The organism is Empedobacter sp. UBA5036, assembly GCF_002415215.1.
Lineage (GTDB): Bacteria > Bacteroidota > Bacteroidia > Flavobacteriales > Weeksellaceae > Empedobacter > Empedobacter falsenii_B.
Window position 1 is genome coordinate 38,401 of the sequence record NZ_DICC01000017.1, and the last position, 19,765, is coordinate 58,165.

18 protein-coding genes and 4 tRNA genes are annotated in these 19,765 nt (G+C 33.9%); 21 read left to right on the forward strand and 1 reads right to left on the reverse strand.

Annotated elements, in window-relative coordinates:
* The first annotated feature begins 95 nt into the window (after nucleotides 1-95).
* From B4J88_RS01755 to B4J88_RS01775, 5 genes are all read left to right on the forward strand, one after another.
* Nucleotides 96-1,085: a hypothetical protein gene (locus tag B4J88_RS01755; protein WP_280045498.1), complete on the forward strand. Its 990-nt coding sequence runs from the start codon at nucleotides 96-98 to the stop codon at nucleotides 1,083-1,085.
* Nucleotides 1,082-3,646, forward strand: a complete 2,565-nt coding sequence (locus B4J88_RS01760; RefSeq protein ID WP_291066054.1) for a hypothetical protein — start codon at nucleotides 1,082-1,084, stop codon at nucleotides 3,644-3,646. The genes B4J88_RS01755 and B4J88_RS01760 overlap by 4 nt, the downstream gene beginning before the upstream one ends.
* Nucleotides 3,647-3,712: 66 nt before the next feature.
* The gene (locus B4J88_RS01765; protein WP_114998848.1) at nucleotides 3,713-4,432 is read left to right on the forward strand and encodes a DUF1003 domain-containing protein; all 720 of its coding nucleotides are present in this window, start codon (nucleotides 3,713-3,715) and stop codon (nucleotides 4,430-4,432) included.
* Between the two features lie 113 nt (nucleotides 4,433-4,545).
* Nucleotides 4,546-6,174 (forward strand): L-glutamate gamma-semialdehyde dehydrogenase, encoded by a 1,629-nt coding sequence (gene pruA, locus B4J88_RS01770; RefSeq protein WP_114998849.1) that lies wholly within the window; start codon nucleotides 4,546-4,548, stop codon nucleotides 6,172-6,174.
* Between the two features lie 58 nt (nucleotides 6,175-6,232).
* Nucleotides 6,233-7,162 (forward strand): cation diffusion facilitator family transporter, encoded by a 930-nt coding sequence (locus tag B4J88_RS01775; protein ID WP_114998851.1) that lies wholly within the window; start codon nucleotides 6,233-6,235, stop codon nucleotides 7,160-7,162.
* A 95-nt stretch (nucleotides 7,163-7,257) separates the two neighbouring features.
* On the opposite strand, the gene B4J88_RS01780 is transcribed toward B4J88_RS01775, so the two are convergent.
* Nucleotides 7,258-7,902 (reverse strand): OmpW/AlkL family protein, encoded by a 645-nt coding sequence (locus tag B4J88_RS01780; RefSeq protein ID WP_291066057.1) that lies wholly within the window; start codon nucleotides 7,900-7,902, stop codon nucleotides 7,258-7,260.
* A 240-nt stretch (nucleotides 7,903-8,142) separates the two neighbouring features.
* On the opposite strand from B4J88_RS01780, the gene B4J88_RS01785 reads away from it, so the two are divergent.
* From B4J88_RS01785 to rpoB, 16 genes are all read left to right on the forward strand, one after another.
* Nucleotides 8,143-9,285: an acyl-CoA dehydrogenase family protein gene (locus B4J88_RS01785; RefSeq protein ID WP_038331167.1), complete on the forward strand. Its 1,143-nt coding sequence runs from the start codon at nucleotides 8,143-8,145 to the stop codon at nucleotides 9,283-9,285.
* 68 nt (nucleotides 9,286-9,353) lie between these two features.
* Nucleotides 9,354-9,548 (forward strand): 30S ribosomal protein S21, encoded by a 195-nt coding sequence (gene rpsU / locus B4J88_RS01790; protein WP_038331168.1) that lies wholly within the window; start codon nucleotides 9,354-9,356, stop codon nucleotides 9,546-9,548.
* Nucleotides 9,549-9,630: 82 nt separating this feature from the next.
* Nucleotides 9,631-10,530 (forward strand): tyrosine-type recombinase/integrase, encoded by a 900-nt coding sequence (locus B4J88_RS01795; protein ID WP_291066059.1) that lies wholly within the window; start codon nucleotides 9,631-9,633, stop codon nucleotides 10,528-10,530.
* A 2-nt stretch (nucleotides 10,531-10,532) separates the two neighbouring features.
* A complete protein-coding gene (hpf, locus tag B4J88_RS01800; RefSeq protein ID WP_038331066.1) occupies nucleotides 10,533-10,832 on the forward strand; it encodes a ribosome hibernation-promoting factor, HPF/YfiA family in 300 nt (99 codons plus the stop codon).
* A 130-nt stretch (nucleotides 10,833-10,962) separates the two neighbouring features.
* Nucleotides 10,963-11,036: transfer RNA gene (locus tag B4J88_RS01805), tRNA-Thr, on the forward strand.
* 34 nt (nucleotides 11,037-11,070) lie between these two features.
* Nucleotides 11,071-11,151: transfer RNA gene (locus tag B4J88_RS01810), tRNA-Tyr, on the forward strand.
* A 73-nt stretch (nucleotides 11,152-11,224) separates the two neighbouring features.
* A tRNA-Gly gene (locus B4J88_RS01815) sits at nucleotides 11,225-11,297 on the forward strand.
* Nucleotides 11,298-11,482: 185 nt separating this feature from the next.
* Nucleotides 11,483-12,670 (forward strand): elongation factor Tu, encoded by a 1,188-nt coding sequence (gene tuf, locus B4J88_RS01820; RefSeq protein ID WP_038331067.1) that lies wholly within the window; start codon nucleotides 11,483-11,485, stop codon nucleotides 12,668-12,670.
* Nucleotides 12,671-12,730: 60 nt separating this feature from the next.
* A tRNA-Trp gene (locus B4J88_RS01825) sits at nucleotides 12,731-12,801 on the forward strand.
* A gap of 15 nt (nucleotides 12,802-12,816) precedes the next feature.
* Nucleotides 12,817-13,005, forward strand: a complete 189-nt coding sequence (gene secE / locus B4J88_RS01830; RefSeq protein WP_038331172.1) for a preprotein translocase subunit SecE — start codon at nucleotides 12,817-12,819, stop codon at nucleotides 13,003-13,005.
* 32 nt (nucleotides 13,006-13,037) lie between these two features.
* Nucleotides 13,038-13,586, forward strand: a complete 549-nt coding sequence (gene nusG / locus B4J88_RS01835; protein WP_038331068.1) for a transcription termination/antitermination protein NusG — start codon at nucleotides 13,038-13,040, stop codon at nucleotides 13,584-13,586.
* 73 nt (nucleotides 13,587-13,659) lie between these two features.
* On the forward strand, nucleotides 13,660-14,100 hold the full coding sequence (gene rplK / locus B4J88_RS01840; protein WP_038331069.1) for a 50S ribosomal protein L11: 441 nt from the start codon (nucleotides 13,660-13,662) through the stop codon (nucleotides 14,098-14,100).
* Nucleotides 14,101-14,117: 17 nt separating this feature from the next.
* Nucleotides 14,118-14,813 carry a 50S ribosomal protein L1 gene (gene rplA, locus B4J88_RS01845; protein ID WP_038331070.1) on the forward strand — a complete coding sequence of 232 codons (696 nt, stop codon included), beginning with the start codon at nucleotides 14,118-14,120 and terminating at the stop codon, nucleotides 14,811-14,813.
* An 18-nt stretch (nucleotides 14,814-14,831) separates the two neighbouring features.
* A complete protein-coding gene (gene rplJ / locus B4J88_RS01850) occupies nucleotides 14,832-15,344 on the forward strand; it encodes a 50S ribosomal protein L10 (protein WP_115001950.1) in 513 nt (170 codons plus the stop codon).
* 46 nt (nucleotides 15,345-15,390) lie between these two features.
* Nucleotides 15,391-15,759, forward strand: coding sequence for a 50S ribosomal protein L7/L12 (gene rplL / locus B4J88_RS01855; protein ID WP_019974307.1), 369 nt, complete (start codon nucleotides 15,391-15,393; stop codon nucleotides 15,757-15,759).
* A 102-nt stretch (nucleotides 15,760-15,861) separates the two neighbouring features.
* Complete coding sequence (rpoB, locus tag B4J88_RS01860; RefSeq protein WP_125349434.1) at nucleotides 15,862-19,704, forward strand: DNA-directed RNA polymerase subunit beta; 3,843 nt, start codon at nucleotides 15,862-15,864, stop codon at nucleotides 19,702-19,704.
* The last annotated feature ends 61 nt before the right edge of the window (nucleotides 19,705-19,765 follow it).

Genomic DNA, 19,765 nt, shown 5'->3' on the forward strand with positions numbered 1-19,765 from the left:
AAGAATATTATGAAGGATAAATTTCGACAATTAATTTGATAAAATCTCACTATTTTCATCGATTGTGCTTTGTAGATTTTGAGTTAAATTTGAGTATGAAATTTTTATTCAGATTTTTAATACTATTTACGATAATTAGTTTGGTTGGATGTACTTCCAAAACCAAAAAGTCGCCGATTGATTTTTATTATTGGCGAAGTAATTATTTGGTGAACGAAACAGAAAAAAAAGCGGTTGATTCGTTGAAAGTGGAAAATGTTTACGTTCGATTTTTTGATGTAGATAAAAAACTGAATAAAATTTCTCCGGTTGGAATTATTCAGAATTTTGATGCAACAAAACTCAATGTTAATTATATTCCGACGATTTTTATTACCAATCAAACTTTTCTGAATACATCCAAAGATCAAGTCAAAATTTTAGCAAAAGATGTGTATAATTTTTTGAGTGAAACGGCTGAAAGAGGAAATATGAAAAACTTCAATGAAATTCAGATAGATTGTGATTGGACGAAATCTACTCGCGAAAATTATTTTACGTTTTTGTCAGAATTGAAACATATTTCGGGCAAAAAACTTTCGGCAACTTTGCGTTTGCATCAAGTTAAATTTAAAGATCAAGAAGGTATTCCGCCTTTGGATAAAATGGTTTTGATGTGTTATGCAACCGAAAATCCAACCGATCAATCTGAAAATAATTCGATTTTAGATTTGAAAATAGCGAAAGATTATTTGAAGAATTTAAACGATTATCCAATCAAATTAGATGTTGCTTTGCCAATTTATTCATGGGCAATTTTGACAAATCATCAAGGAAGAATAAAATTAATCAATTCCTTTTCGGAGCAAGATTTGATAGGAAAACCTGTAAAGAAAATCAGAAATGGATTTTATGAAGTGGAAGATGATTTTTTTGTTCGAAATTTTTATGTGAGCAAAGGTTTTACAATAAAAGTTGAAACGATTTTTCCCGAATTATTAGTTGAAACAAAATCATTTATCGATACAAAATTATCTTACAATTATCGCTTGATTTATTATCATTTAGACTCAAAATTTTTGAAAACAATACCAACACAATTATGAAAAAAATAGTACTTACTTTATGCCTAACTTTTGGTTTGACCAAAGCATTTGCGTGTGCTGATGGAGGTGGAGAAGATTATTATTACTACAATCTTTTTTCGCAAACATTAAGCGAAGCACCGCAATATCAGCCATTTTTGATGACGTTGGATAATCCATATTATACGATGGATGCAAATCAAAAGAATGAAAATATTTTGGATTGGCAAAAAACGTTAGGAATTAACTATCAGCAAGCATTTGAGTTGGTTTTTAAAGCATCGAAACAAGAAATTGATTTGATGATAAAGAATGGAAAATCATCCAATGCGAACTATAATTTTGCGACAACAGATTGGGTAAAAAAGAATAAACAAAGTTTACTTTATCTGTCGTATGCTAAGTACCTAGAACCTTACATGGCTTTTTATTACATCGATAATGGAGAATGGTCGTATGTCGATCGTCCAGAGAAAAATGTCAATAATCTAAATTATAAAAAAGTTCTTGAGGTTCTAAAGAAAAGTTGGAATGCGGAAACGGACAAAGAATTAAAAACTCGTTATGGTTATCAATTGGTGCGTTTTGCCCATTATTTCCATGAATATAAAGATGCCATCAATTATTTTAACATGTATGTGGCGTCGCAAGGACTTAAAAATTCGATGTACTATTATGCATTAGATCAAAAAGGTGGAGCAGAACGTGCACTTGGAAATTATATTCAGGCGAATTATGACTTTTTCGAAGTTTTTTCTCATTCAAATGATCGAAAAATGAGTGCTTATCAATCGATGCGCGTGACAGAAGATTTGAATTATGAGAAAATGTTAGCCAATGCCAAAACGATTCAAGAAAAAAATGATTTGTATTTGTTAATAGGTTACAACGATTTTTCGAATCCGTTGGCGCCTGCAAAAAAAATTATTGCGAATGATGTGAATGCTCCACAAGCGAGAATATTATTTGCACGTTCTATCAATTTAATTGAGCGCGAATATTTGCAACAAAATCCTGAAGATTATTATTGGGATTCGTCTCAAGAGCGAAAAAAGTATACGGATTTATATTTACCTGTAAAAACGAATAACAATTATTATGGAAGTTCTGATGAAAATTCGAAAGATGAAATTCAGATTAATGAATTAATTTCTTTGGCAAAATCGCAAGCAACAAAAGCTAATAACAAAGAATATTGGAATTTATCGGTGGCATATCTTAATTTATTGAACAAAAATTTTTCGGAAACAAAAACGTATTTAGCAAAAGTAAATTCAACATCGAAAGAATTTCAACAACAGAAAAAAGTGATTGAAATTTTATTAGAGATTTTCGAACAAAAGAAAATTTCAGATAGTTTCGAGAATCAATTGATGCAAAAATATGCGTCGATTTTAAATTATGAATATCCAAAATTACCAGAAGATGTTTATGATTATTCAGATGAAGATGATCAAAAAATGAACTTGAAAAATGTGATTTTAGATGTTTTGGGAAATCGATATTTTCTGCAAGGTGATAAAGGAAAAGCATTTTTGATTCATAATGAAATTACACAATTAGGTTCAAATCCGGATTGGGCGATTATCAATGATTTGGATAAATTGGATAAAAAATCGAATAAAACAGCTTTCGAAAAATATTTGATTAATGCAAAAGTAAAATCGAGTTCATGGGATTGGAGAACAGAAAAATCGACAGATATTCAGTTTAAATTATCTGATTATTTAGCCGATTTCAAAGGAACATTGTATTTAGGTGAAATGAAATTTGATTTGGCGAAGAAAGAATTTGAAAAGATTGATCAAAAATATCATACGTCAGAAAGTGCTTATTTTGTTTATGATTACGATTATACAACAGAAAAAGAGAGCAAAACTTGGGTAGAAAATCAGTTTGATGGCTATCATAATATTCCGAATAAAATTTTTGGTTACAATAAAATCGAATGTTTTAATTGTGACGAAAATCAAGTGATCGCAACACCATATTTGAATGAATTCAAATTTATCAAACCAAAAATGTCAAAATTAGAATTGACAAATGCGATGATTGAATTGAATAAAATAGCAAAGAAAAATACCGAAGAAGCTGCGAAAGCAAATTATTTGTTGGGAAATTTCTTTTATAATACGACGACTTTGGGCTATTATCGTTATTTGTTGACATTTGATCGAAACAATGATAATGGACCAAAATTTAATAATTATGGCGATCAGTATGAAGCAACAAGCAACTTCTTTTACAAAAGTTTTGGTTGGGGTGGAAATTACGTAGATAATTTTACGCCTTCAGAAAATTATTTGAAAAAAGCATTTGATTCGACAAAAGACAAAGAAATGAAAGCGCAAATATTGTTTGCATTGTCGAAGAATGAACAAGGAAGATTTTATAATGCAAAAGACCCTGTGTTGAAACGTTTGTACGAAAATCAATATGATAACGAAGATAAAATTTTAGGGTTTAAAGTGGCAAATTATCGTTCTAATTTTAAAAATTTGAAACAATATTCGGACACGAAAACATATCAAGAAATAAAATCAAATTGTAAATATTTCGATTATTACACAAATAACTTTTAATAATTAAAACGCTTCTAATTTTAGGAGCGTTTTTTGTAATGTGATTTTTGACTAAAATAGATTATTATGAAATGTTTTGTAACTCAAGAACCAATTAATCGCTACGAAGCTGTAAAAGGAAAAGAAATTCAGCAAGAGATTTTTAAATTGATTGAGCAAGATTATCCAGCAATTACCGAAGAAGATTATGTTTCGATAAAAATATTGAACAAATATCGTCGTCAATTTTTTGCAAATTTGATTTCGCAAGAAAAAGGTGAAATGGAAAAATTGGATCAAGATGTAGTAGAAGCAATTCGTGATAATTCTATTCTTTCCGAAAATATAAAAGAAAATACATCAAAGCCATTGACAACAGGCGATAGAATTGCAGATAAAGTAGCGTCTTTCGGAGGAAGTTGGACATTTATTATTTCGTTTTTTATTTTCTTATTGGCTTGGATGTTTCTTAATTTCTGGATGTTGCACAACAAAGGTTTTGATCCCTATCCATTTATTTTACTCAATTTGATTTTGTCTTGTTTAGCAGCAATACAAGCTCCAATTATTATGATGAGTCAAAATCGTCAAGAAGATAAAGACCGTGATAGAGCCGAACATGATTATAAAATTAATTTGAAAGCCGAACTGGAAATAAAATTATTAAGCGAAAAAATAGATCATTTATTGGTTCATCAGAATAAGAAATTATTAGAAATACAGGAAATGCAGATTCAATATTTAGAAAATATCGAAAATCAAATTCTTCATACAAAAGATAAAAAAGAAAATAAAAAGGAAGAATAATGGATGATTTTATGTTTAAAGTGATAAAAGACTTAATTATCTGAACTGAAACATTTCCATTTATTTTTCTTAAATTTGAACTTTGAAAAGTATAAACAAACAAAATAATCAAAATGTCAAAATCATTTGCTCAAATTCCTCACGCTGTTAACGAAGAGGTAAAATCATATGCTCCTGGAACGCCAGAGCGTGCGCAATTATTAGACGCATACAAAAAAATGTTTAACGAGGTAACTGAAGTTCCTCAATACATTGGTTCTGAAGAAATTTTTTCAGGAAATAAAAAAGAAATTCGTCCTCCACATGACCACCAAAAAGTTGTTGGTTATTTCCACGAAGGTACGCAAGCAGATGTTGTAAAAGCTATTGATACAGCTTTGGCAGCGAAAGAAGCTTGGGTTGCAATGCCTTGGGAAGATAGAGCGGCAATTTTCTTAAAAGCTGCAGATTTGATTGCTGGTCCTTACCGTGCAAAAATGAATGCTGCAACAATGATTGGTCAATCTAAAAATGCAATGCAAGCAGAAATTGATTCAGCTTGTGAGTTAATTGACTTTTTACGTTTCAATGTACAATACATGACAGAAATTTATGCAGATCAACCAATTTCTTCTCCAGGGATTTGGAATCGTGTAGATTATCGTCCATTAGAAGGATTTACTTTCGCAATTACTCCATTCAACTTTACTGCAATCGCTGGTAATTTACCATCTTGTATGGCTTTGATGGGGAACGTTGTAGTTTGGAAACCTTCTGATAAACAAACTTTAGCTGCTAAAGTAACAATGGAAGTGTTCAAAAAAGCTGGTTTACCAGATGGTGTAATCAACATGATCTTAACTGATGGAGCAGAAACTGCAAAAACAGTTTTAGAACACAAAGATTTTGCAGGTTTACACTTCACAGGTTCTACAAAAGTTTTCAATACTTTATGGAAACAAATTGGAGATAACATCAACAATTACAGAACTTATCCACGTATCGTTGGAGAAACAGGAGGAAAAGATTTCGTAATGGTTCACAAATCAGCTTGTCCAACAGAAGTTGCTGTAGGATTAGTTCGTGGAGCATTCGAATACCAAGGACAAAAATGTTCTGCTGCTTCTCGTGCTTACATTCCATCTAACTTATGGAACGAAGTTGAGAAACAAATGAAAGAAATGTTAGCAACTGTTACATTAGGATCTCCAGAGGATTTCTCTAATTTCATGACAGCGGTTATTGATAAAAACTCTTTCGAAAAATCTAAAGCATATATCGATCGTGCACAAGCATCTTCTGAAGCTGAAGTTGTAATTGGTGGTACTTATGATGATTCAGTTGGATATTTTGTTCAACCAACAGTTATCAAAGCAACGAATCCTAAATATGAATCAATGGTAGAAGAAATCTTCGGGCCTGTATTATCAGTTTATGTTTATGATGAAAATGAATTCGAAGCAACTTTAAAATTAGTTGACGAAACTTCTGCTTACGCATTAACAGGATCAATTTTCGCGAAAGAGCGTGCTGCTGTAGAATTAGCTGCTAAAGCATTGAAAAATGCTTGTGGAAATTTCTACATCAACGACAAACCAACAGGTGCAGTTGTAGGACAACAACCATTTGGTGGAGCGCGTGCTTCTGGTACAAATGATAAAGCAGGTTCTGCAATGAACTTGTTACGTTGGACTTCTGTTCAAACAATCAAAGAAACATTTGTTCCTGCAAAAGATTATAAATACCCATTCTTAGAAAAATAATATTTTCGAGATATAAAATTAGAATAAGCCTTACATTTGTAGGGCTTATTTTTTTGGTATGAATGATAATTCGGAAAAAGCAATCAAAGCTTCGATTTTTAGTATTGTAGGAAACGCATCTTTGGCTGGAATTAAGTTTTTGGCTGGTTATTTTGGGAATTCTTACGCGCTTATTGCAGATGCTATCGAGTCTTCGGCAGATGTTTTTTCTTCTATATTTGTTTTCTTTGGACTAAAGTATTCTGCAAAACCTGCAGATGAAAATCATCCTTACGGACATGGAAAAGCAGAAGCGTTAATCACATTTTTAGTGGTTACTTTCCTTATTGTTTCTGCGATTATCATTGCAAAAGAAAGTATTACCAATATTATTACACCGCATCATCAACCCAAACCATTTACCTTATTAGTTCTTGGAGGAATTATTTTATTCAAAGAATTATCGTTTCAGTATGTAATGAGAAAAAGTGTTGAGACTAACAGTTCTTCTCTAAAAGCAGATGCTTGGCATCATCGTTCAGATGCAATTACATCATTAATGGCGTTTATCGGAATTTCGATTTCGTTGGTAATGGGACCAGGTTGGGAGGCAGCAGATGATGTTGCGGCGCTTTTTGCTTCAAGTTTTATTTTATACAATGCGTACAAAATCCTTCGACCTGCGTTAGGAGAAATTATGGATGAGCAATTGTACGAAAATGAAATTGAGCAAATTAGAGAAATCGCTTCACATGTTCCTGGTGTTATGGCGACTGAAAAATGTAATGTGCGCAAAAATGGAATGAATTATTATGTGGATTTGCATGCAATAGTCGATGGAACGATTTCGGTGGTGGAAGGACATAAAATTAGTCATGATCTGAAAGATGCTGTACAAGCTAAAATGCCACAAGTAAAAGATGTATTAGTGCATATAGAGCCTACTTTTGTTTCGGTTCGAGAATATTTTCGAACAAATCACATTGAAGATAAGAGAGTGGAAGAGTAAAAATAAATCAATTTAAATAAAAAAAGAGAAGCAATTGCTTCTCTTTTTGATTTTTCCCTTCGTTTAAAAATCATAATATATAATAAAAGGTCGAGTTAGAATAGTTTGAAACCAATACCTGTACTGATTAACCAAGGATTAAGATCTACATCTGCTGGTACATAAACTTGTTGATCCAAAGCGGCACCAACTGTAACATCTGTATTCAAGTATAATTTTTTGACATCTACGTTCCAATATAATTTATCGTTGATTTTGTAATCAAATCCGAATTGAAATCCGAAACCAACATTGTTTTTGTAATCTACACTTGTTACAGCTTCGTTTCTACCTTTTCCTTGCCCTTGATCGTAGAAGATTGTATAATTAATTCCTGCGCCAACATAAGGTTTTAGGTTTTTTGTTGGATACAAATGATATTGTACATTAAGAGTTGGAGGCAACAACATCACGCGTCCCAAATCCAAATTTCCTAATGCAGTATTTACCGCAACAACTTCATGTTTAGATGTCCCTAAAATTAATTCGGCTGCGATATTTTTTGTAATATAATAGGTAAAGTCGATTTCTGGAATAAGGTTATTCGTCACTGCGACATTTCCACCTATTGCTTCTATTTTAGCATCTTCCATAGGAACTACACCAGTTGCTCTTACACGCATATGCAATTCACCTGCTTCTTGTCCAAATGAATTTATCGATGCTAAAATTGCTCCTACTATTAATAGTCCTTTTCTCATAATGTTTTATTTTATTTCTGAGAACAAAACTCGGATTAATTTATCCGAATTAAAATGTCAAATATCATTTCCGAAAATGACTTTAAACATTTGTTTTTTTTTAGGATATTATTAACTTAAAAACGCTGATAGTCAATTATTTTTAATGAGTAAAAATAATCGTAAAAGAAAAACTTTTCACTTAATAGAAATTTATTACTTTTGGAGGAAAGTCATAAAAAAACAAAAAAACTCAAAAAAATGGATTTCTTAGAAAATGAAAATTTATCATTAATCGCGCAATCGGCAAGAGATTTCGCAAAACAATACATTCAGCCGAATATTATGGAGTGGGATGAAGCTCAAACTTTTCCAGTTGAAGTTTTCAAAGAACTTGGAAAAATGGGATTCATGGGAATTGTTGTTCCAGAAGAATACGGAGGAAGTGGTTTGTCTTATGACGAATATGTATCAATTGTAGACGAAATTTCACAAGTTGATCCTTCTATCGGTTTATCTGTAGCAGCACATAATTCACTTTGTACAAATCATATTTTAGAATTCGGAAACGAAGAGCAAAAACAACGTTGGTTACCAAAATTAGCAACAGCAGAATGGATTGGTGCTTGGGGATTAACAGAGCACAACACTGGTTCTGATGCAGGAGGAATGTCTACAACAGCTGTAAAAGATGGTGACGAATGGGTAATTAACGGAGCAAAAAATTTTATTACACATGCAATTTCTGGTGATGTTGCGGTTGTAATGACAAGAACAGGAGAGAAAGGAGCGAAAAATAACGCGACGGCTTTTGTAATCGAAAAAGGAACGCCAGGTTTTACATCGGGTAAAAAAGAAAATAAATTAGGAATGCGTGCTTCGGAAACGGCAGAGTTAATCTTCGATAATGTACGTGTTTCGGATGCAAATCGTTTAGGGAACGTAGGTGATGGTTTCAAGCAAGCGCTTAAGATTTTAGATGGTGGTCGTATCTCGATTGCAGCTTTATCTTTAGGAATTGCGAAAGGAGCATACAAAGCAGCATTGAAATATGCACAAGAGCGTCATCAATTTGGAACTGCAATTGCAAATTTCCAAGCAATTAACTTTAAATTGGCTGAAATGATTACAGAAATCGAAGCTTCAGAATTATTAATTCGTAAAGCATCTTATTTAAAAAATCATAAAAAACCAATGACGACAGAAGGTGCAATGGCAAAATATTATGCATCGGAAGCGTGTGTTAAAATCTCGAATGAAGCAGTTCAAATATTTGGTGGATACGGATATACAAAAGATTTTCCAGTAGAGAAATTCTACCGTGATTCTAAGTTGTGTACAATCGGTGAAGGAACAACTGAGATCCAAAAATTAGTGATTGGAAGAAATATTTTGAAAGATTAATACAAAACGATTTGTTTAATTACTAAAGAGTTGTATATTTGCCATCTCAAAAAGAAATAGATAAAATTATGTTGATTATACCAGTAAAAGACGGAGAGTCAATCGAAAGAGCTCTAAAAAAATACAAAAGAAAATTTGATAAAACAGGTGTTGTACGTCAGTTAAGAGCACGTCAACAATTTACAAAACCTTCTGTTACAAATAGAATTAAGATGAGTAGAGCAATCTACAAACAAGCCTTAATCGAAAAGGAGGAAGCATAAATTGCCGTTTTAAACGATATAAAGAAATTAATTTCTGTTGACCTATTTGTTAAAGTTGTAACTTTGATGAATAGGTTTTTTTATGGAATTTATTCAACTATTCTTAGATTATTTAGCGCTCGAGAAAAACTATTCTACGCTAACAATTACTAGCTACAAAAGAGATTTGGACGATTTTGTTGAGTTCTATCAACAAGAAGAAAATTCGTCAGAAATACAACTTGCAACAAAAAATCATATTCGTGCATTTGTGATGCATTTATCAGAATTAGAAAAGTCTGAGAAAACAGTTAATCGCAAATTAAGCGCTTTACGAACGTTTTATAAATATTTGGTCAAAGAAAATCATCTTTCCATTAATCCAATCGAGCAAATTCATTCACTTAAACAAAATAAACAAGTTTTAGTACCTTTTACAGAAGCAGAATTGAATGATTTGTTGAATAATGATGAATTTTTCCCTGACACATTCGAAGGTTTACGTGATCGATTAATGATTGATGTAATGTATCAAACAGGAATTCGACGTGCCGAATTAATTGGTTTAAAAGAAAATGATATCGATCCGAATACACTTTCTATAAAAGTTCTTGGAAAAAGAAATAAAGAACGCATAATTCCTATTTCGACCTTTCTGTTAGAGGATTTGGTGAATTATAATACCAGAAAACATAACGAAATTACCTTACAATGTACAAATGTTTTTGTAACAGAAAAAGGAAAACCTTTGTACGATAATCTTGTTTATTCGAAAGTAAAATACTATCTTAGTCTTATAAGTGTAAAACATAAAAAAAGTCCTCATATGTTGAGGCATTCATTCGCGACCCATATGTTAGATTCCGGAGCAGATCTGAATGCGGTAAAAGATATCTTAGGGCATTCAAGTTTGTCATCGACTCAAATTTATACACATGGGAGTATAGAAAATTTAAAAAAAGTGTTTAACAAAGCTCACCCGCGTGAGAACAAAAATGAGTAATTATGACAATTAACTTTCAAGCAGTAAACTTCAATACTAAACCAGGTTTAGAGGAGTATTTAGAGAAAAAATTAGAAAAATTAGAAACTTTGTCAGACAAAATCATTGCAGCGAATGTTTCTTTTAAGTTAGAGAATACTGCAGAAAAAAATAATAAGACAGTTGATATTAAGTTAGAAGTACCAGGAGATGACATTGTTGTGAGTAAAACAGGGCAGTCTTTTGAGGAATGTATTGATTTGGCGGTAGATACATTAAAAAAATTAATTATCAGAAAAAAAGAAAAAATTAGCGAAAGATAAAAAATAACGAATTGACTAAAAAAAGAACCTAAAAATTTGGTTAATTCAAAAAACAACGTAAATTTGCAGTCCGTTAAACAAACATATTTAACGGACTGTTCTTTTAAATAACGATTTTAAAAACAAAAATGCCGATGTAGCTCAGCTGGCTAGAGCAGCTGATTTGTAATCAGCAGGTCGTGGGTTCGAGTCCCTCTATCGGCTCAAAGTTTTTAGAAGAACAAAAAAAAAGTAAGGCGGGGAGATACTCAAGCGGCCAACGAGGACGGACTGTAAATCCGTTGGGTAACCTTCGCAGGTTCGAATCCTGCTCTCCCCACAAACTTAATTTTTAAAATTTTTTGTGGTTTAGGATTTAATCTTTAAATTTGCAAAGCTTTTTAGAAGTGAATGCGGGAATAGCTCAATTGGTAGAGCGTCAGCCTTCCAAGCTGAATGTTGCGGGTTCGAGTCCCGTTTCCCGCTCAAATTCTGGTTCGTCCAGTATAGTTAATCTTTTAAGTAGTTGTTGAAACTCATTTAAACCAAGGTTAACGCGAGTCAAAAATTAATATCTTTATATAAATCAAAAAGTGTATTTTTACACTTGAAAATAATTTAAAGTTATTTTTTTAATTTAAGTATAACAATAGAAATTAATAAAAAGTAAAATGGCAAAGGAAACTTTCAACCGTAATAAGCCGCACTTAAATATTGGTACTATTGGTCACGTTGACCACGGTAAAACAACTTTGACTGCAGCGATTACTAAAGTATTAGCTGATGCTGGTTATTCAGAAGCAAAAGCTTTCGATCAAATCGATAATGCTCCAGAAGAAAAAGAGCGTGGTATTACAATTAATACATCTCACGTAGAGTATGAAACTGCTAACCGTCACTACGCACACGTTGACTGTCCAGGTCACGCGGATTACGTAAAAAACATGGTTACAGGAGCTGCTCAAATGGATGGTGGTATCTTAGTAGTAGCTGCTACTGATGGTCCAATGCCTCAAACTCGTGAGCACATCTTATTATGTCGCCAAGTAAACGTTCCTCGTATCGTTGTTTTCTTAAACAAAGTTGATATGGTTGACGATGCTGAGTTATTAGAGTTAGTAGAAATGGAAGTAAGAGATTTATTATCTTCTTACGAATATGACGGAGATAACACTCCAGTTATCCAAGGATCTGCTTTAGGTGCATTAAACGGTGAGCCTCAATGGGTTGAAACTGTATTGAACTTAATGAACAATGTTGATGAGTGGATCGAGCAACCAGTTCGTGATCAAGATAAACCATTCTTAATGCCAGTAGAGGATGTATTCTCTATTACAGGTCGTGGTACTGTTGCTACAGGACGTATCGAGGCTGGTGTAATCAACTCTGGGGATCCAGTTGACATCGTTGGTATGGGAGAAGAAAAATTAACTTCTACTGTAACAGGTGTTGAAATGTTCCGTAAAATCTTAGATAGAGGGGAAGCTGGTGATAACGTAGGTTTATTATTACGTGGTGTTGATAAAACTGACATCCGTCGTGGTATGGTTATCGCGAAACAAGGATCTGTTAAACCACACAAAAAATTCAAAGCTGAGGTTTATATCTTAACTAAAGAAGAAGGTGGTCGTCACACTCCATTCCACAACCGTTACCGTCCACAGTTCTACGTACGTACAACTGACGTAACAGGGGAAATCAACTTACCAGAAGGAGTTGAGATGGTTTTACCAGGAGATAACTTAACTATTACAGTTGAATTATTACAACCAATCGCATTAAACGAAGGTTTACGTTTCGCAATCCGTGAAGGTGGACGTACAGTTGGTGCTGGTCAGGTAACTGAAATTTTAGACTAATTAGTCAAAATATAATATAGAAGATGTGGTAATCTTCCATGATTACCACTCTTTTTATCTACGGGCATAGTTCAATGGTAGAATAGCGGTCTCCAAAACCGTTGATCAGGGTTCGAATCCTTGTGCCCGTGCTAAATGAAAACGATATGAAAGTCGTACAATATTTTAAAGATTCCTTTGTAGAATTTAAAGATCATGTTACATGGCCATCATTCTCAGATCTACAAAGAGACACAATTATTGTTGCAATAGCTACAGTTTTGTTAGCTATATTTTTATATGCGGTAGATACATTATTCACACAAGTGCTTAACTTTATCTACGGCGCTTTTTAGTTTGTAAAATATCCCGTTTAGTAATTAGAATCATGAGTGAAAAGAAATGGTATGTAATCAAGACTGTAGCTGGACAAGAGCTAAAAGTTAAGGATTATATTGAAAGAGAAATTCAGTACCAAAATTTGAATGATTATGTAGGACAAATTGTTGTTCCTATGGAAAAAGTGATTCAAATCCGTAACGGTAAAAAATATCAAAAGGAAAAAGTACACTTTCCTGGTTACATCATGATAGAAGCTGAACTTGTAGGGGAGATTCCTCACATGGTAAAGAATACATCAGGTGTAATTAGCTTTTTGAGTGCAACGAAAGGAGGTGATCCTGTACCAATGAGACAATCGGAAGTTAACCGAATGTTAGGTAAAGTTGACGAATTAGCAGAAAACATCGATACAAACTTAGGAATATCTTACATCGTAGGAGAAACTGTAAAAGTAATCGATGGACCATTCAATGGCTTCAACGGAACAGTTGAGAAAATCATTGAAGACAAACGTAAACTTGAAGTGATGGTTTTAATCTTCGGACGTAAAACACCACTAGAGTTAAGTTTTAATCAAGTTGAAAAGATTGCATAATCAATCTATCAACAAATTAAAAGTAGAAATTTAGGCTGCTTCCACATAACGCTTAATTTTAAGAATTAAAAAAATGGCAAAAAAAATTGAAAAAGTTGTAAAACTTCAAGTTAAAGGAGGACAAGCAAATCCTTCGCCACCAGTAGGGCCAGCTTTAGGTGCTGCAGGTGTTAACATCATGGAGTTTTGTAAACAATTTAATGGACGTACACAAGAAAAACAAGGTGCAGTGTTACCAGTTGTTATTACTGTGTATCAAGACAAATCATTCGATTTCGTAATTAAAACTCCACCAGCTGCTATTCAGTTAATGGAAGCTGCGAAATTGAAAAAAGCATCAGGTGTACCAAACCGTCAAAAAGTTGGTACTGTTACTTGGGATCAAGTTAGAGCTATTGCTGAAGACAAATTAGCGGACATGAACTGTTTTACTGTTGAATCTGCTATGAAAATGGTTGCTGGAACTGCACGTTCTATGGGTATAACTGTAAAAGGTGGGCAAGCTCCAGAATAATTAAAACATTTTAGGAAATGGCAAAGTTAACAAAAAGACAAAAAGAGGTATTAGCTAAAGTAGAAAAAAACAAACTTTACTCTATTGATGAAGCATCATCATTAGTAAAGGAAGTTAACTACGCTAAGTTTGATGCTTCTGTAGATATAGCAGTTCGTTTAGGTGTAGATCCTAAGAAAGCTAACCAAATGGTTCGTGGTGTAGTTTCATTACCACACGGAACAGGTAAAGATGTAAAAGTATTAGCATTAGTTACTCCAGACAAAGAAGCAGAAGCTAAAGCAGCAGGTGCAGACTATGTAGGATTAGACGAATACTTACAAAAAATTAAAGAAGGTTGGACAGATGTTGACGTTATCGTTACTATGCCAGCAGTTATGGGTAAATTAGGACCATTAGGACGTGTTTTAGGACCTCGTGGATTAATGCCTAACCCAAAATCAGGTACTGTAACTTTAGAAGTTGGTAAAGCCGTTTCTGAAGTAAAAGCAGGTAAAATCGACTTCAAAGTAGACCGTTACGGAATCATCCACGCTGCAGTTGGTAAAGTATCTTTCGATGCTGATAAAATTAAAGAAAATGCGAATGAATTAATTCAAACTTTAATTAAATTAAAACCAACAGCTGCTAAAGGAACATATGTAAAAAGCATCACGCTTTCTACAACTCAATCTGTAGGTGTATCAGTAGATCCAAAAAGTGTAAACGCTTAAAATTAGTAGATTATGGCAATGACAAAACAAGATAAAGCAAATATGATAGATGAATTGCAAGCTGTATTAGCAGAAGCAAAAATCATCTACTTAGCAGATATCGACGGATTAAACGCTGTTAATACTACTGAATTAAGAAGAGCTTGCTACAAAAGCAATGTATCTTTACGCGTAGTAAAAAACACTTTATTAAAGAAAGCTATGGAGCAAATCGAAGACAAAAACTTCGAAGAGCTTTACGGATCTTTAAAAGGAAATACAGCATTAATGACTGCTGAAGTTGGTAATGCACCAGCTAAAGTAATCGATACTTTCAGAAAAAAATCTGAAAAACCTATTTTAAAAGGAGCTTGGATTGAAGATAATACATTCGTAGGTGATGACAAATTACCACAATTAGTAGCATTGAAATCTCGCGAAGAATTAATCGCAGACATCATCATGTTACTTCAATCTCCAATCAAAACTGTTGTTTCTCAATTAGAGAACAAAGAGGCTGCAAAAGCAGAAGAAGGAGCTTCAGAAGAATAAGACACACTCATATCAAATAAAAGTTTAAAAAACAAAAAGCATTAAAATGGCAGATTTAAAAAAATTAGCTGAAGAGTTAGTAAACTTAACAGTTTTAGAAGTTAATGAATTATCTACAATCTTAAAAGATGAGTACGGAATCGAACCAGCTGCTGCTGCTGTAGTTGTTGCTGCAGGTGGAGCAGGTGAAGCTGCTGAAGAGCAATCAGAATTCGACGTAATCTTAAAAGAAGCAGGTGCATCTAAATTAGCAGTTGTTAAATTAGTTAAAGAATTAACTGGTAAAGGATTAAAAGAAGCTAAAGATTTAGTAGATTCAACTCCAGCAACAGTTAAAGAAGCAGTTTCTAAAGACGAAGCTGAAGCTTTAAAGAAACAGCTAGAAGAAGCTGGTGCAGTAGTAGAATTGAAGTAATTTTTATTACTCAAAAATATAGGTTTGGACCTAACACAGGACGTGTTAGGTCTAAACCTTTTTACGCATAAAGTCATTATATAAACCAAAATTCATTCGAAATTGGCCACTAAAGCAACATTAAGCAACTCGACTGAGAAAAAAGAAAGATTGAACTTCTCTTCTGCAAAAGCAGTCGCTCAGTTCCCAGATTTCCTTGACATTCAGATCAAATCGTTTGAAGATTTTTTCCAGTTGGAAACAAGACCTGACCAACGAAAAAATGAAGGTCTTTACCGAACATTTGCTGAGAATTTTCCAATTACGGATACTCGCAATCAGTTTGTTTTAGAATTCTTAGATTATTTCGTAGATCCACCACGTTACACAATTGATGAGTGTATCGAAAGAGGATTAACGTACAGCGTACCATTGAAAGCTCGTCTTAAATTGTACTGTACGGACGAAGAACACGAAGATTTCGAAACTGTAGTGCAAGACGTATACTTAGGAACAATTCCTTACATGTCTCCTTCAGGATCATTCATTATTAATGGTGCAGAGCGTGTTATTGTATCTCAATTACACCGTTCTCCTGGGGTATTCTTCGGACAATCTTTCCACGCGAATGGTACAAAATTGTACTCATCTCGTATCATTCCTTTCAAAGGATCTTGGATTGAGTTCGCAACAGACATCAACAGCGTAATGTACGCTTACATCGATCGTAAGAAAAAGTTACCATTAACTACTTTATTACGTGCTATCGGATACGAAAGAGATAAAGATATCTTAGAAATTTTCGACTTAGCTGAAGAAGTAAAAGTTAATAAAGCTAATTTAAAGAAAGTTGTAGGTCGTAAACTTGCTGCGCGTGTATTAAATACATGGCACGAGGATTTCGTAGATGAAGATACAGGAGAAGTTGTATCTATCGAGCGTAATGAAATTATTTTAGACCGTGAAACAATCTTAGAGAAAGATCACATCGATCAAATCGTAGATTCTGGTGTTAAGACGATCTTATTACACAAAGAAGATATCAATTCTGCTGATTATGGAATTATCCATAATACTTTACAAAAAGACCCTACTAACACTGAAAAAGAGGCAGTAGAGTACATCTATAGACAATTACGTAACGCTGAGCCACCAGATGAGGAAACAGCAAGAGGAATTATTGACAAATTATTCTTCTCTGATCAACGTTATTCATTAGGTGAAGTAGGTCGTTACAGATTAAATAAAAAATTAGGCTTAAGCATTAGCGAGGACGTACAAGTATTGACTCGTGAAGATATCATTTCGATTATTAAATACTTAATCGAATTAATCAACTCTAAAGCAGAGGTGGATGATATCGACCACTTATCTAACCGTCGTGTAAGAACGGTAGGTGAGCAAATGGCTAGCCAATTCGGAGTAGGTTTAGCTCGTATGGCTAGAACTATCCGTGAAAGAATGAATGTTCGTGACAACGAGGTGTTTACACCAATCGATTTGATTAATGCTAAAACATTATCATCTGTTATCAACTCATTCTTCGGAACGAACCAGTTATCTCAGTTCATGGACCAAACAAATCCATTATCAGAGATTACACACAAACGTCGTTTATCAGCATTAGGACCTGGAGGTTTATCAAGAGAAAGAGCGGGATTCGAGGTACGTGACGTACACCACACTCATTACGGACGTTTATGTCCAATTGAAACTCCTGAGGGACCAAACATTGGTTTGATTTCGTCATTATGTGTATTCGCTAAAGTTAATAACTTAGGGTTCATCGAAACACCGTACAGAAAAGTAGAAGATGGAAAAGTGGACGTCGAATCAGCACCAATCTATTTAACTGCGGAAGAGGAGGAATCAAAAGTAATTGCTCAAGCCAATATCGACATGACAGACGATGGTACTATTGCTACTGAACGTGTAACTGCTCGTGAAGATGGGGATTTCCCTGTTGTAACGCCAGCAGAAGTTGATTTAATTGACGTTGCACCTAACCAGATTGCATCTATCTCAGCATCATTAATTCCTTTCTTGGAGCATGATGACGCCAACCGTGCGTTAATGGGATCGAACATGATGCGTCAGGCAGTTCCATTATTAAAACCTCAAGCACCAATTGTAGGTACTGGATTAGAAAAACAAGTTGCAAAAGATTCAAGAATCTTAGTAAATGCAGAACGTGAAGGTACAGTAACTTATGTTGATGCTGACATTATAACAATTAAATATGATCGTTCAGAAGACGAAGAATTAGTAAGCTTCGATACTGCTGAGAAAACATATAATTTAACAAAATTCAGAAAGACGAATCAAGGAACTACAATTACGTTGAAACCAATTGTAAAAGTTGGTGATCGTGTAGAGAAAGGACAAGTTTTATCTGAAGGTTATGCAACAGAAGGAGGAGAATTAGCAATTGGTCGTAACATGGTTGTTGCCTTTATGCCTTGGCAGGGGTACAACTTCGAGGATGCTATTGTAATCTCTGAAAAAGCTGTTCGCGAAGACTGGTTTACATCTATCCACATCGATGAGTATTCATTAGATGTACGTGATACAAAATTAGGTATGGAAGAATTAACTTCAGACATTCCTAACGTTTCAGAAGAGGCTACAAAAGACTTAGACGAAAACGGTATGATCCGTATTGGAGCAGAAGTAAAACCTGGTGATATCTTGATTGGTAAGATTACTCCAAAAGGAGAATCTGATCCAACTCCAGAAGAAAAATTATTACGTGCGATCTTTGGTGACAAAGCAGGTGATGTAAAAGATGCTTCTCTTAAAGCCTCTCCATCATTACGTGGTGTTGTTATCGACAAAAAATTATTCTCACGTAGTATTAAGGATAAACGTAAACGTTCTCAAGACAAAGCTATTATTGATAGTGTAGAAGCTGAGTACGACGTTAAATTCAACGAATTAAGAGAGATTTTATTAGAGAAATTATACGTTTTATTAAACGGAAAAACTTCTCAAGGTATTTACAACGACTTGAACGAAGAAGTAATCAAGAAAGGTGTAAAATACACACAAAAAATCTTATCTAATGTTGAAGATTTCTTAAATTTAACTGGAGCAGAATCTCTTTGGACAACAGACGAGGATAAGAACGAATTAGTAAAAGAATTGTTACATAATTACAAAATTAAGTACAATGATTTACAAGGAGCACTTAACCGCGAAAGATTTACAATCTCTGTTGGAGACGAGTTACCTGCAGGTATCGTTAAATTAGCAAAAATCTACATTGCGAAAAAACGTAAACTAAGAGTAGGGGATAAAATGGCAGGACGTCACGGTAACAAAGGTATTGTTGCACGTATCGTTCGCGACGAAGATATGCCTTTCTTAGAAGACGGAACGCCAGTAAATATCGTACTTAATCCACTTGGGGTACCATCTCGTATGAATATCGGTCAGATTTATGAAACGGTATTAGGATGGGCTGGACTTAAAATGGGTCAAAAATTTGCTACACCTATCTTCGATGGTGCTGAAATCGCTGATATCGATCGCATCACAGAAGAAGCAGGTATTCCAAAACACGGTACAACATATTTATATGACGGTAATACTGGAGAACGTTTTGATCAAAAAGCTACTGTAGGGGTGATTTACATGTTGAAATTAGGACACATGGTTGACGACAAAATGCACGCGCGTTCTATCGGACCATACTCATTAATTACTCAACAACCATTAGGAGGTAAAGCACAATTCGGTGGACAACGTTTCGGAGAGATGGAGGTTTGGGCATTAGAAGCATTCGGTGCATCTAATATCTTACGCGAAATCTTAACAGTTAAGTCGGATGACGTAATTGGACGTGCGAAAACTTACGAAGCAATCGTAAAAGGAGAGCCAATGCCAGAACCTGGTATTCCAGAATCATTTAACGTATTGTTACATGAATTACAAGGTCTTGGATTAGACATAAACTTGGAAGAATAATAGGGCAACCTATTATTCTACCTTTTTCGTTATAATAATATAATTGTTAGATACATTTCTA

Excerpts from the sequence above, each read along its gene's own strand:
- B4J88_RS01755 (WP_280045498.1), top strand. The coding sequence starts at position 96 with ATGAAATTTTTATTCAGATTTTTAATACTATTTACGATAATTAGTTTG.
- B4J88_RS01760 (WP_291066054.1), top strand. The coding sequence starts at position 1,082 with ATGAAAAAAATAGTACTTACTTTATGCCTAACTTTTGGTTTGACCAAA.
- B4J88_RS01765 (WP_114998848.1), top strand. The coding sequence starts at position 3,713 with ATGAAATGTTTTGTAACTCAAGAACCAATTAATCGCTACGAAGCTGTA.
- pruA (WP_114998849.1), top strand. The coding sequence starts at position 4,546 with ATGTCAAAATCATTTGCTCAAATTCCTCACGCTGTTAACGAAGAGGTA.
- B4J88_RS01775 (WP_114998851.1), top strand. The coding sequence starts at position 6,233 with ATGAATGATAATTCGGAAAAAGCAATCAAAGCTTCGATTTTTAGTATT.
- B4J88_RS01780 (WP_291066057.1), bottom strand. The coding sequence starts at position 7,902 with ATGAGAAAAGGACTATTAATAGTAGGAGCAATTTTAGCATCGATAAAT.
- B4J88_RS01785 (WP_038331167.1), top strand. The coding sequence starts at position 8,143 with ATGGATTTCTTAGAAAATGAAAATTTATCATTAATCGCGCAATCGGCA.
- rpsU (WP_038331168.1), top strand. The coding sequence starts at position 9,354 with ATGTTGATTATACCAGTAAAAGACGGAGAGTCAATCGAAAGAGCTCTA.
- B4J88_RS01795 (WP_291066059.1), top strand. The coding sequence starts at position 9,631 with ATGGAATTTATTCAACTATTCTTAGATTATTTAGCGCTCGAGAAAAAC.
- hpf (WP_038331066.1), top strand. The coding sequence starts at position 10,533 with ATGACAATTAACTTTCAAGCAGTAAACTTCAATACTAAACCAGGTTTA.
- tuf (WP_038331067.1), top strand. The coding sequence starts at position 11,483 with ATGGCAAAGGAAACTTTCAACCGTAATAAGCCGCACTTAAATATTGGT.
- secE (WP_038331172.1), top strand. The coding sequence starts at position 12,817 with ATGAAAGTCGTACAATATTTTAAAGATTCCTTTGTAGAATTTAAAGAT.
- nusG (WP_038331068.1), top strand. The coding sequence starts at position 13,038 with ATGAGTGAAAAGAAATGGTATGTAATCAAGACTGTAGCTGGACAAGAG.
- rplK (WP_038331069.1), top strand. The coding sequence starts at position 13,660 with ATGGCAAAAAAAATTGAAAAAGTTGTAAAACTTCAAGTTAAAGGAGGA.
- rplA (WP_038331070.1), top strand. The coding sequence starts at position 14,118 with ATGGCAAAGTTAACAAAAAGACAAAAAGAGGTATTAGCTAAAGTAGAA.
- rplJ (WP_115001950.1), top strand. The coding sequence starts at position 14,832 with ATGACAAAACAAGATAAAGCAAATATGATAGATGAATTGCAAGCTGTA.
- rplL (WP_019974307.1), top strand. The coding sequence starts at position 15,391 with ATGGCAGATTTAAAAAAATTAGCTGAAGAGTTAGTAAACTTAACAGTT.